The organism is Ferruginibacter sp., assembly GCF_028288465.1.
Taxonomy (GTDB): domain Bacteria; phylum Bacteroidota; class Bacteroidia; order Chitinophagales; family Chitinophagaceae; genus Ferruginibacter.
Window position 1 is genome coordinate 308,955 of sequence record NZ_JAQBNR010000001.1, and the last position, 13,235, is coordinate 322,189.

Annotated in this window: 10 protein-coding genes; 5 read left to right on the forward strand and 5 right to left on the reverse strand. The window is 40.0% G+C overall.

Going from position 1 to position 13,235, the window contains the following annotated elements; genetic code table 11:
• Positions 1–22: 22 nt before the first annotated feature.
• Positions 23–604 carry an RNA polymerase sigma factor gene (locus JWR61_RS01280; RefSeq protein WP_290339145.1) on the reverse strand — a complete coding sequence of 194 codons (582 nt, stop codon included), beginning with the start codon at positions 602–604 and terminating at the stop codon, positions 23–25.
• 291 nt (positions 605–895) lie between these two features.
• Between JWR61_RS01280 and uvrA the strand changes: the two genes are divergently transcribed.
• On the forward strand, positions 896–3,718 hold the full coding sequence (gene uvrA / locus JWR61_RS01285) for an excinuclease ABC subunit UvrA (RefSeq protein ID WP_301926064.1): 2,823 nt from the start codon (positions 896–898) through the stop codon (positions 3,716–3,718).
• A 516-nt stretch (positions 3,719–4,234) separates the two neighbouring features.
• On the opposite strand, the gene JWR61_RS01290 is transcribed toward uvrA, so the two are convergent.
• The gene (locus JWR61_RS01290; protein ID WP_290339147.1) at positions 4,235–4,645 is read right to left on the reverse strand and encodes a DUF4293 domain-containing protein; all 411 of its coding nucleotides are present in this window, start codon (positions 4,643–4,645) and stop codon (positions 4,235–4,237) included.
• A 19-nt stretch (positions 4,646–4,664) separates the two neighbouring features.
• Complete coding sequence (glyA, locus tag JWR61_RS01295) at positions 4,665–5,945, reverse strand: serine hydroxymethyltransferase (protein ID WP_301926065.1); 1,281 nt, start codon at positions 5,943–5,945, stop codon at positions 4,665–4,667.
• A 181-nt stretch (positions 5,946–6,126) separates the two neighbouring features.
• On the opposite strand from glyA, the gene JWR61_RS01300 reads away from it, so the two are divergent.
• Genes JWR61_RS01300 through JWR61_RS01315 form a run of 4 tightly spaced genes read left to right on the forward strand, consistent with a single transcriptional unit; the run spans position 6,127 to position 11,589 of the window.
• Positions 6,127–7,119 carry a sugar phosphate nucleotidyltransferase gene (locus JWR61_RS01300; RefSeq protein WP_290339149.1) on the forward strand — a complete coding sequence of 331 codons (993 nt, stop codon included), beginning with the start codon at positions 6,127–6,129 and terminating at the stop codon, positions 7,117–7,119.
• A 58-nt stretch (positions 7,120–7,177) separates the two neighbouring features.
• Entirely contained in the window at positions 7,178–8,125 is a 948-nt protein-coding gene (locus JWR61_RS01305; protein WP_301926066.1) for a nitronate monooxygenase family protein, read from the forward strand.
• A gap of 50 nt (positions 8,126–8,175) precedes the next feature.
• Positions 8,176–10,572, forward strand: coding sequence for an SLBB domain-containing protein (locus JWR61_RS01310; protein WP_301926067.1), 2,397 nt, complete (start codon positions 8,176–8,178; stop codon positions 10,570–10,572).
• Between the two features lie 6 nt (positions 10,573–10,578).
• Positions 10,579–11,589: a hypothetical protein gene (locus tag JWR61_RS01315; protein WP_290339152.1), complete on the forward strand. Its 1,011-nt coding sequence runs from the start codon at positions 10,579–10,581 to the stop codon at positions 11,587–11,589.
• Positions 11,590–11,601: 12 nt separating this feature from the next.
• Here the strand turns inward: JWR61_RS01315 and JWR61_RS01320 are convergent, their stop codons facing one another.
• Both JWR61_RS01320 and JWR61_RS01325 read right to left on the reverse strand, forming a co-directional pair.
• Positions 11,602–12,912: an ABC transporter permease gene (locus tag JWR61_RS01320; protein ID WP_301926068.1), complete on the reverse strand. Its 1,311-nt coding sequence runs from the start codon at positions 12,910–12,912 to the stop codon at positions 11,602–11,604.
• A 27-nt stretch (positions 12,913–12,939) separates the two neighbouring features.
• Positions 12,940–13,235: DUF4162 domain-containing protein (locus JWR61_RS01325; protein ID WP_301926069.1), on the reverse strand; the 296-nt coding region annotated here is incomplete at its 5' end.

The window sequence follows — 13,235 nt, forward strand, 5'->3', positions numbered from 1 at the left end:
TGAAGGGGGTTACTTATTAACTTTATAAAGCAATTTGTTTTTCTGCCATCATTTTGCGCATGTTAATTAAACCATAGCGCATACGGCCTAGAGCTGTGTTGATGCTGCATTTGGTAAGATCTGCAATTTCCTTAAAGCTCAGGTCTGCATAGTGGCGCATGATGATTACTTCACGCTGATCTTCAGGCAGCATATCAATCATTCTGCGAACCCTGTCGTGACTTTGGCTTTGCATCATACGATGTTCTGCACTTGGTTCAGAGAAATTAAGCACTTCAAAAATGTCGCGATCGTCACTTGTTTTGATACTCGGGCTGCGTTTTACTTTTCTGAAATGATCTACGCAAAGGTTGTGTGCAATGCGCAGTGCCCATGGCAAAAACTTTCCTTCCTCAGTATATCGTCCGCCTTTCAGCGTATCGATGATACGGATAAACACATCCTGGAACAGATCTTCTGCCAGGTACTTGTCTTTTACAAGCAAATAAATTGAAGTGTAAATTCGGTCCTTGTAACGTGTTACAAGTGTTGAAAGAGCGTCAGTGTCTCCATCCATGTAAAGATGTACTAACTGCTGGTCGGTTAAATTGATAAGGCATTTCATAAACTTCTACAGTTTTTGTTGGTTTAGGACTTTTGTTTGGAAACCAATAAGATGGGGTGAGCGTAGAAGTTCTTAGATAGGCGTTCTTGGCTTTTCACTTTATTGGATATTGGAATGTGAAAGTATGAATAAATTTTGAATTGCCAAATATTTCTTAAAATTTTTTTTTGAAATATTGTTTAATAAAAATAATATAATTCATGTACGGTAAATATTGCTGGATGGATTTTGGCAATACTTTCACAATATCACTACAGCAAAAAAGAACGGCTTATTTTTGCATTTCTATATATGACTACAACGAAATCTATCAATAAAAAAAAGCCTCTTAATCCCGCAAATAATACTGACGGTATTTTTATAAAAGGCGCCAGGGTACACAATCTGAAGAACGTAACGGTAACGATACCACGCAACCAACTGGTAGTGGTTACGGGTGTGTCCGGATCGGGCAAATCTTCATTAACCATCGATACTTTATTTGCTGAAGGACAGCGGCGATATGCTGAAAGTTTAAGCGCCTACGCAAGGCAGTTTATGCAACGCATGAACAAACCCGATGTGGATTATATCAAGGGTTTATGCCCGGCCATTGCGATTGAGCAAAAAGTAATTACGCGTACGCCAAGGAGCACCGTTGGCAGCATGACGGAAATTTATGACTACCTGCGGTTGTTATTTGCAAGAACCGGTAAAACCATTTCGCCGGTTAGCGGAAGGGAAGTAAAAAAAGATGATGTTACGGACGTAGTAAAAGCCATCGCTGGTTTAAAAGAGGGAGATAAAGTACTATTGCTGGTGCCATTTAAACTGCATGCCAATCGAGACATAAAAGAAGAACTGAATATATTAATACAGAAGGGTTTTTCAAGAGTAGCCATTCCGAATGCTGCCATTGGCGGGGCTTTTGAGGCACAACGTATTGAAGACTTGCTTGAAGACAATAATTTGAAATTGCCAGCGCAAACCTGCTTATTGATAGACAGGCTGGTTGTTAAAGAATTTGATGAAGATGATACGCACCGCATCAGCGACTCCGTTGGTATTGCATTTTATGAAGGCGAAGGGACACTGATGCTGGAAGTAAATGGGAAAAAAATAAAACACTTCAGCAATAAATTTGAACTGGACGGAATACAGTTTGAAGAACCTGTTCCTAATTTATTCTCATTTAATAATCCGTTTGGAGCCTGCCCCACCTGTGAAGGATTTTCACTGGTGCTGGGTATTGATCCGGACCTTGTAATTCCCAACAAACAATTAAGTGTATATGAAGGAGCGGTAGCACCCTGGAAGGGAGAAAAATTGAGCATGTGGAAAGATCAGTTTATCAGAGCCGCCAAAAATTTTAATTTCCCTGTTCATACGCCCATTATAGATCTTACAAAAGAGCAATACCGCCTGTTGTGGGAAGGAAATAGTTACGCCAATGGTATCAACGATTTTTTTAAAGAAGTAGAACAAAATTTATATAAGGTCCAGTACCGCGTTTTGTTAAGCCGCTATCGTGGTAAAACACTTTGCCCGGATTGCAAAGGATATCGTTTACGCAAAGAAGCTTTGTATGTAAAAGTAGGTAGCAAACACATTGGTGAATTGTGCGAATTGCCTGTTAAAGATTTGCAGGTTTGGTTTGATAATTTAAAGCTTAGTCCTTATGATGAAAAGGTAGCCAAAAGAATTCTGATAGAAATACATCACCGGATTAAAACATTGACAGATGTGGGCCTTGGTTACCTTACGCTAAACCGGTTGGCCAATTCGTTAAGCGGAGGCGAAAGCCAACGTATTCAATTGACGAGAAGCTTAGGAAGTAATTTAACCAGCTCTCTCTACATCCTTGATGAACCTTCGATTGGTTTGCACAGCAGGGATACCGAAAGACTGATCAGGGTGTTAAAAGAATTGCGTGATCTTGGGAATACAGTGGTTGTAGTGGAACATGATGAAATGATGATGCGGGAAGCCGATTATATTATTGATATGGGGCCGCTGGCAAGTCACCTGGGCGGAGAAGTGGTGGCAGCAGGCAATTACAAGGAATTGATCGCAGATAAAAACAGTCTTACCGGTAAATACCTTAAAGGAGAATTGAGCATTGATGCACCCAAACATTTGCGTAAATGGAACCAGAGTATTACGGTAGAAGGTGCCAGGCAAAACAATCTTAAAAACATCAACGTTGAATTTCCGTTGAATGTTTTTTGTGTGGTGAGTGGCGTAAGTGGCAGCGGTAAAACAACATTGGTAAAACAAATTTTATATCCTGCGCTACAAAAAATTAAAGGGGAAGGCGTTGATAAAGCAGGAATACATAAATCTGTTACGGGTGATCTGGATGCCATCTCACAAATTGAAATGGTTGACCAAAACCCCATTGGTAAATCATCCCGCAGCAACCCGGTTACTTACATTAAGGCATACGACGAAATAAGGGAATTGTACAGCAAACAACCGCTCAGTAAAATGCGGGGATTTTTGCCAAAACATTTTTCATTTAACGTAGATGGGGGCCGGTGCGATGCCTGCAAAGGTGAAGGTGAACAGATTGTTGAAATGCAGTTTTTGGCAGATGTGCATTTAACCTGTGATGTGTGTGGTGGAAAAAGATTTAAGGAAGAAGTGCTGGAAGTAACCTACAAGGGAAAAAGTATTTATGAAGTGCTGGATATGAGTGTGGATGACGCCATTGTATTTTTTAAGGAAGAGGCCGACGTTGCAAAGAAAATACAACCTTTGAGTGATGTGGGTTTAGGCTATGTAAAACTGGGCCAGAGCAGCAATACGCTGAGTGGCGGCGAGGCGCAGCGGGTGAAGCTGGCTTCTTTTTTAGGCAAGGGAAAATCGCAAGGGCATATCTTTTTTATTTTTGATGAACCTACCACGGGGCTTCACTTTCATGATATTAAAAAACTGCTTGCATCGTTTAATGCCTTAATAGAACAGGGCCATACTATCCTGGTGATTGAACACAATACAGATGTTATTAAGTCTGCAGACTGGGTAATAGACCTGGGCCCTGAAGCAGGCGATGCCGGAGGAAACCTGGTGTTTGCAGGAAAGCCAGCTGACTTGAAGAAATGTAAGGAAAGTTATACGGGAAAGTTTTTATAGTCACAGTTTTGTGATATTCAAAAAGGAGCTTTTTCAGTTAAACGTGCAACTATTTTTCTTTAAATATTTACTTAACCATTTTCAATATGATATAAATGGTTAAGAGAACCAGTATATAAGGTCCCAATATAAATAGCCACAATAAAGGATCAAAAAGATCGAACAGTATTTTCATTGGTATTTATCTAAAATTAATATCCGAATCCGTTTATAAAATATAATAAAACCCATCAAATTGCAACGAATACCGGGAACGTTTTTGCAAACAATAATTATCCTTTGGTGTACGTCTAAATTAATGCATCAATATTGTCACTTCATGGCTGAAAATAGCTAAAGCATTATTGCTGGCTTTAAAAAAAGAGCCTTTATCAAAAATAAAAACCAAGCAGTTAGCTTTTATACTTTTCAGTGCAACTGATATGTTTAATCTTAGAACAATTATTAGATATCATCTAACGAAAAAGAGGCTGCTCATGCTTTGAGACAGCCTCTTTTTTAAATAAGTGGCGTTCATCACCTCAACCTATTACTGTCTTTTATCAATTTCTCGTCTTTATTAATGCCGCTTGCTGCAAGCAATAATGCAGCGATAATAACTGCATGCAATACCGCTGTAAAGGCATAGTCACCTTTTGAAAAATTTTTGGTTGCCATGTAATATAGGATCACCAAAATTACATCTAGCGCAATGGCGGCTATGCAAAGCCATAATTGAGTAACCCTGTTTTTAAATAAAAAGATCGTGATCAGCGTTAGCACACCCAAGCCGATGGTCGGTATCATTAATGTAAAATTTTCCGTACCATTTAACTGGTGGTATAAATTATCCGGCAGATAAGTGCCGCTGTAAAAAGACAATTTTAACGTAAGAAAAGTAACAATGGATGCTATTAAAAGCCATACGGATTGAATGCGCTGTATCATACAAATAAATTTTTTGATGCTATCCCAGTTCAGGATATAAAATAAACTGTCCCATAAATTCATTCACCTGACCACGGATGGTGCTGATGACTTTTTCATCGTCTGCGTTCATCAATACATTGTCCAGCGCATTTACAACAAACTGCATGTGCTCTTCCTTCATACCACGCGTGGTGATGGCGGCTGTGCCTACGCGGATACCTGATGTAACAAATGCACTTTTATCATCAAAGGGCACCATGTTTTTGTTCAGCGTAATATCTGCTTTTACCAGCGCCTGTTCTGCTTTTTTACCGCTGATGTTTTTGTTGCGCAGGTCAATCAGCATTAAATGATTGTCGGTACCGTTGCTGATTAATTCATAACCTTTTTCAACAAAGGCCTTTGCCATGGCCTGTGCATTTACAATTACCTGTTTAGCGTAATCCGTAAATTCATCCGTTAAAATTTCGCCGAATGCCACAGCTTTTGCAGCGATAATATGTTGTAATGGTCCGCCCTGTATTCCAGGGAAAACAGCCATGTCCATGAGGTTACTCATCAGGCGGGTATTGCCTTTTACATCTTTTAAACCAAAAGGATTTTCAAAATCTTTTTTCATTAAAATAATGCCGCCCCTTGGGCCACGCAATGTTTTATGTGTGGTAGAAGTAACGAAATGACAATGTTCAAAAGGGGAATTTAATAATCCTTTGGCAATTAAACCGGCCGGATGTGCCATATCGCATTGTACAAAAGCACCTACTTCATCCGCCACTTTCCTTATGCGGGCATAATCCCAGTCGCGGCTGTAGGCGGAGGCGCCGCAAAAAATCAATTTCGGTTTTAATGTTCTTGTTTTTTCTTCCAGTGTATCATAGTCAATTAAACCGGTTTCTTTTACCACACCATAAAAATGGGCTTCATACAATTTACCGGAATAGTTTACCGGAGAGCCATGGGTAAGATGGCCGCCCATGCTTAAATCCAGCCCTAATATAATATCACCCGGTTGCAATACAGCCAGGGCTACCGCAGCATTGGCCTGTGCGCCACTGTGCGGTTGTACATTGGCATAATCGCAGTTAAAGATCTGCTTCAGACGGTCGATAGCCAGTTGTTCTGTTTGGTCAACAATTTCGCAGCCCGCATAATACCTGCGGCCAGGGTAGCCTTCCGCATATTTATTGGTCATTACACAGCCTGACGCCTGCATCACCTGTAAAGAAGTAAAATTTTCCGAAGCTATCAGTTCAATTCCGTGCCGCTGGCGGTTCATTTCCTGCCTTATTAAATCAAAAACCAATGTATCTTTTTGCATGCGTAATTTTTAAGGTGCAAATATACAAACCCGCATTAACTTTAACGGAGGTAGTAAAAATAATGACATTTTTTATGGTGTAGCGTTTACACAAAATTCACTACTTTCACAACCTGTTTAAAATAAGCAACATCATAATTACCAATAAAAATGTAGCACTTAGCAGGTGTAAGGTTTTACAATGAAGGCTATTATCCCGGTTGCCGGCGCAGGCACAAAATTGCGTCCACATACTTACACACAGCCCAAGGCGTTGATACCCTTAGCAGGTAAAACTATTTTAAGTATCATAGTTGATCAATTGCACGAAGCCGGGATAAATGATTTTATATTTATCGTGGGTTACCTGGGCGAAAAAATACAGGATTATGTAAAGGCAAAATATCCCCACCTTAATTGCCATTTTGTTTACCAGAATGAACGGTACGGTACAGGTCATGCGATTGATCTTGCTAAGGAGATTATTGGCAGCGAGGAAGTATTTATAGTACTGGGAGATACGATTGCGGAATATGATATCAAACAAATGCTCAGCTCACCCTACTCTATGCTGGGTGTAAAAAAAGTAGACGATCCCCGCAATTTTGGCGTGGCAGAAATTGAAGAAGACGGCTTTATAAGCCGCGTGGTAGAAAAGCCGGCGATACCAAAAAGCAATATGGCGCTGGTAGGCATTTATAAAATAATGGAGACTGATTTGTTATTTACTTGCCTCAAAAAAATAATTGAAAAGAAAGACATTGCACGCAATGACCTGAGCCTTACAGATGCGCTGGAATGCATGATACAGAGTGGTTCAACCTTCAAATCGTTCAAAGTACAAAATTGGTTTGATTGTGGTAAGAAGGAAACGATACTGGAATCTAACGCCACTTTACTGAAAAAGTTTGGCGGCAAAATCCCTGAGCTGGACAGGTATGAAAATACAATTATCATCCCGCCGGTTAGTATTGGCGAAGGATGTGATATAAAAAACTCGGTTATTGGTCCCAATGTTACCATCGGCGATAGTACGTTGTTAAATTATACAATTGTAAAAGATTCTATTATAGGATCGTTTTCAAAATTGTATGATGTGGTGCTGGATGATTCATTAATTGGCAGCGATACGGGTATAAAAGGCGAAACGAGATCACTTAACATTGGCGATAACACAGATATAGATCTTGGATAATGCAGCAAGCTATACAGGCATTTTGAATTGAAGGAAGTTGATAAAAAGCACCAAACGAATGCCATCTTTCACCAACAGAATTACTCATCTTTTTGGTATTGATTATCCCATCATCCAGGCGGGAATGGTTTGGGCTAGTGGCTGGCGTCTGGCGGGTGCGGTAAGCAATGCCGGGGCGCTTGGCTTAATCGGCAGCGGCAGTATGCGTCCGGAAGTATTGAAAGAGCATATTCAAAAATGCAGGGCAGCCACCAGCAAACCTTTCGGCGTAAATGTACCGCTCCTGTACCCCGATATTGATCAGCACATCAAAATAATTGTAGATGAACAAGTACCGGTTGTTTTTACCTCTGCCGGTAATCCCGCTACCTGGACTGCTGTTTTAAAACAGGCAGGTATAAAAGTAGTGCATGTAGTCAGCAGCAGTAAGTTTGCACTAAAAGCACAGCAGGCTGGCTGCGATGCTGTTGTAGCTGAAGGTTTTGAAGCCGGTGGTCACAATGGACGGGAGGAAACAACTACGCTGGTACTTGTTCCGGCAGTTTGTAGTGCTGTCACTATTCCTGTAATTGCCGCCGGCGGCATTGCAACAGGAAGGCAGATGCTGGCCGCAATGGTATTGGGTGCCGAAGGCATCCAGGCCGGAAGCCGGTTTGTTGCCAGCAATGAGGCATCAGCGCATGATAATTTTAAACAGGCTGTCATTCATTCTGTTGAAGGCGGGACCCAACTTTCACTGAAACAGCTAACGCCAGTGAGGCTGATGAAAAATAAATTTTTTGATGAGGTACAACAAGCAGAACTGAATGGCGTTTCTGTTGACATATTACAAAAATTATTAGGAAAGGGTAGAGCTAAGAAAGGAATGTTTGAGGGCGATCTTGAAAATGGCGAGCTCGAAATAGGACAGGTGAGTGCCCTGATTAAAAGCGTTCAACCCGCTGCTGATATAGTGAATGAGCTATGGAGTGAGTTTGAATTGGCATTACGGCATCCACTGAAATAAATTATTATATTTGCTTAGTTTCAAAATTATTGTTCATTAACCCATCCAAAATGGAGTGTATTTTTAAGTTTTTTGTGAAGAAGTTTGCTACGGTGTTATTTGGTGTAACCTTTATTTCTTTAACTGTCTGCGGACAAACGATAGAACCCACTCCACAGAACCTGCAGGAATTATTGCCCAATGTTGATCCCACACAATTAACCAAATCGGGCTTTGAAAATTATTTTAAGGATAATAATCAACCAAGCAGAAAGGGTACTGACCGAAGCAGGGAAAGCGCTTCGGCTGCGGCCAAGAAATTTGACAACAAGGTGGTAGATAAAGATAGCACCTTAAATGACAATGTAAAGAACGCATCCTATAATGCCTTAAATACTTACGGCGCAAATGTTTTTAAAAATTCATCTATGTACGACATCGGTGAGTTATCTACACCTCCGCTGGATTATCCAATTGGAGTGGGCGACCATATTGTTGTAGCCTTGTGGGGTGGGGGCGAATACCAGGAAGACTATATTGTGGCTCGGGATGGAGCTATTTTTCCCAACAGCCTGGGTAAAATATCAGTCCAGGGATTAACTTTTGAAATGGCCCGCTCATTAATTTATGCAAGATTTAAGAGTGTTGTACCGGCCAATACTAATATACAAGTAACCTTGGGACAGCCCAGAACCATTAATGTGAATGTTGGCGGGGAAGTTGAAAATCCCGGCCCTGTAACAGTTTCAGCGTTTTCAAATGCATATAATGTAATTGGGTTGGCTGGTGGTATCACAGATTTTGGCAGTTTAAGAGATATACAGGTTAAACGTAACGGAAAGGTGATAGAAACCATCGACGTGTACAAATATCTGGCAACCGGCGAGATGGGCAGCCGGATTTATTTGCAAAACAATGATTTTGTATTTGTGGGTAATGAAGTAATAAAAGTATTGGCAACCGGACAGTTCAAAAGGCCAATGTACTACCAGCTTAAAAAGGATGAAGGCATAAAAGCACTGATTAAATTTTCAGGCGGTTTTACATCCGAAGCGTTAACTTCTGCGGTAAAAGTTATCCGAACAGAAAATGAAGACCAGGTGATTCATGATGTGAATGCGACCAGTATTATAAAAATTCCCGATACTGACTATAAACTGGAAGACGGGGATATTGTAAGAGCAGATTTGGTGAAGCCCGGTCTGGTAAATAAACTGGAAGTGAAAGGACCGGTAAAATATCCCGGTATTTATGAGCTAAGGAAAAACGACCGCCTGTTTGATGTGATTAACCGGGCGGGTGGAATTACCAGGAACACCTACCTGGCCCGGGCCTATATATTTCGCGGAGCCGGTGATTCAACCGCTATCAAATCAGATAAGCTGGAAGTTGATTTGAATGATTTACAGAACAATAATTCCGCATCAAGCCGCAGTAATGTATTATTGATGCCAAACGATATAATTCAATTGTTTTCAAGTAATGAGTTTGGTGACCAGGAATTTGTTGACATTTTCGGAGAAGTTAGAAAAGAAGGGCATGTCAGGAAATACGGCGGCATGACCTTGCAGGACCTGCTTTATTTATCCGGTGGTTTAAAGCAATCCGCTGAATTTGGACGACTGGAAATTTCCAGTATCGTAGATATTGATTCTGCAAAAAAAGGGCTGAAACCTACCCGCAACATCATCAAGTCTTTTTCCATTCAACCTAATTTGATCTTGGATTCTGTGGCAGCCCATATTATTTTAAAACCCTATGACCAGGTATTTGTAAGAAAAAATCCAACTTTCGAACTGCAGCAAAATGTACAAATTCTGGGACTTGTAAAATATGCAGGGGCTTATTCCAGACTTGATAAATATGAAAGACTGTCTTCCTATATTCAAAGGGCTGGCGGAGTTTTAGAAAATGCTAATATTGGCGGTGCCATTTTGTTTAGGAAAAAAACCGATTTTTTAAGAGAAAAGATCGTGTATCAACCAAAGAGGGACTCGCTGGGGAATATTATTAAAGACAGTACATTAGCAAATCTTGAAGAGCCGGTTAGTATAGATTTATACAAAGCCATAAAGTCACCTAATTCTGTACACGATATTATACTGCAGGAAAATGATGTTATATATATTCCGGAAGTAAATCCATTTATAACCGTTCGCGGAAAAGTGCAATCGCCATTAAAAATTACTTTTGATAAAGAACACACCAACCTCAGTTACTATATCGACAGGGCAGGTGGCTTCGGTATCAGGCCATGGCGCAAAAGAGTGTATGTAACCTACGCCAATGGAAAAAGCATGCGCACGAAAAATATTTTCTTTTTTCATATTTATCCAAGAGTAGAAGAGGGATCTACTATTACTGTACCACCGCGTCCGGAAAATAAGGACTTTTCCAATGCTATGGCGACAGCACTTACAACAGCTATACCTTTAATTATTACTTACCTGATTTTTAAGATTAAATAAAAAAAATTGACAAGCACAGTACTGTTAAGAAGCATTTTTTATAAGCTGGGAAAATACAAGCTTCTCATTGCAGGGGTTGGTGTTGCATTTGCACTTTTGTTATTTTTTTACGGACGCCACAACAGGGTTGTCTATACCGCAAAAGCAACTATTTTTCCATTGACAAATCAATCTGAAAATACGCTTTCAACAAGCGCATTAAGTGGAATTTTAGGTATTGAAGGTACTTCAAAAAGCTTTAGCAGCGAAGCTGCCATTAATATCGTGGAACTTACCATGAGTCGCAATGTAAGACAAAAGGTCGCGGCAACACGATTGCCTCAATTTGGTAATAAAACAATAGCCGAATTGTTGATACAAGATATAAATGACCACAGTTTTTTTTGGCAGAAGAAACTAAAAATGCCGGACGACACCATTGCATTGGCTTCTGTGGGAGCGGAAATTTTAAACGACTACCTTACCGCAAAGATGAGTAAGACTGAAGTACTGGAAATATATTTTAGCAACGCCAACAAACCATTGATCACTCCGATAACAAACGTGCTGATAGATAAACTGTCGCAGTTTTATATTGATCTTAAAACTTCCAAAGCACTTGCAGATTATAATTTTACCGTGAAGAAAATAGATTCGCTGGAAGGAATTTTAGGCAGGGTAGATAAGAAGGCAATAGCGATGCAGAACACTACTTTCTTTACTCCAACAGACAGGTTGGAATATGATTTGCCTAAAGAAAATTTGTCAATGGAAAAAAGCAGGATTGTACGGCAGCGTGACCAGTCTGTAACCAACAGGGAGGAGGCCACCTGGCGTTTACAAAAAGCCACTCCAATCATTTCAGTATTGGATAAACCAACCGAGCCATTTGCAATGTCCAAAACTTCTTCTGTATTGCTGGGTATTGGCGGCTTTATAGCTGGCAGTTTAATTTGTATCTTTTTCTTAATAGCAGGTTTGTTGTATGCTTTTACAAAAGCTGAAATTTATAAAAGTCTTTTTGGTGATGAGCAGTAAGAAGCCCCCGCCTCATGATTTTCTAAATGCCCATTTGAACATTTCTTTCCAACTTGCCTTTTTGCCATACATTAAAATGCCTGTTCTATAAATTTTAGCAGCCAGCCAGGTAGTAAATAAAAAGCCGGCAATCAGTAATGCCATTGATACAACCAGTTGCTGCCACGGAACTCCACTCGGTATACGAGCCATCATAACGATAGGTGATGTAAACGGTATCATACTGGCCCATACCATAATGGTACTGTCGGGCGTGTTTAAATTGCTTGTCATAATAATAAAGGCAAAAATAATGGGCATCGTAATCGGCAACATAAGCGATTGTGCTTCCTGCGGATCTTCGTTTATTACACTGCCGATAGCAGCAAACAGCGAAGCGTAAAAAAGGTATCCTCCGAGAAAATAAAATATAAAACAAGTAATAATCATCGACCAGTTTACATTGCTGGCAGTTTGCTTAACATCCATTAATTTCATGGCCATGGCGCTGCTACCTCCCATAGGTATATTCTTATTCACCTCACCAGCCTGTTGCACCAGCTCGTGCGGAATAAATGCGCCAATGGCAGTAGATAAAACCAGTATCAAAACAATCCATAAAAAAAACTGTGTAAGTCCAACCGCTGCAATACCTAATATTTTCCCCATCATCAATTGAAACGGTTTTACGCTGCTCACAATAACCTCTGCAATGCGGTTCGTTTTTTCTTCCATTACACCCCGCATTACCATGGCGCCAAAAATAAACATGGTGATGTAGATCAGAATGCCACTTCCAAATCCAACGCCATAGTTAAGCTGAGCATTTACTTCCTGCGATTTTCCCTGTGCTGTGGTTAACCGGTTTTCTACCTTAAATGCCCCCTTTGATTGCTTACTTATACTGTCGAGCGTTTCTTTGCGGATACCCTTTTTCTGTAACTGGTTAATTTCGTAAGCCCTGTCCAGCGTGGATTCTATCAGTCCCTGCGCATCTATACCCAATTGTTTTTTTGAATGGATAGCAAATTTTCGTGATGCAGAATCATTGTTTAAATTCAATACAGCATCATAGCCTTTGGTGGAAAAATTTGTACTGTCAATATTGTCTTTAAAATCAAAAATCAAACTGGCGGAATCGCCTTTTAAGTTGGCCCTGAAGGTACCGGGATCATTGATAACCGCTATTTTTTTTAATTTTTCTTTAGATGACATGGCAAAAAAAGCACTGCCAAAAATAAAAAGTAACATTACAATAGGCAGCAAAAAGGTAGACAATAAAAATGTTTTATTGCGCACCCGGGTTATGTATTCTCTTTTTAGTACGAGCCAGATCTTATTCATGTTTTTTGGATAAATGCTACTTAAAAATTAATTCATTTTTTCAAACTGTCTTGCATAGGGTGTACCTTCTACCAACTGAATAAAAATCTCATTGAGTGTAGGTAATACTTCATTAAATGAATGGATCTGGATGTCCTGGCTGATGAAAAATTTCAACACCTCATTGGTAGTGGAGTCATGGAGTAATTTCAATAACAATTCGTTTGGCTGGTGTTTAATTACCTCAAAAATATAAGTCATTAAATTATGTGCATTCGTGCTGGCACCCAACCGGTAAACGTTTTGCTTAAATTGATTTTTTACATCTGCCACACTGCCATCTA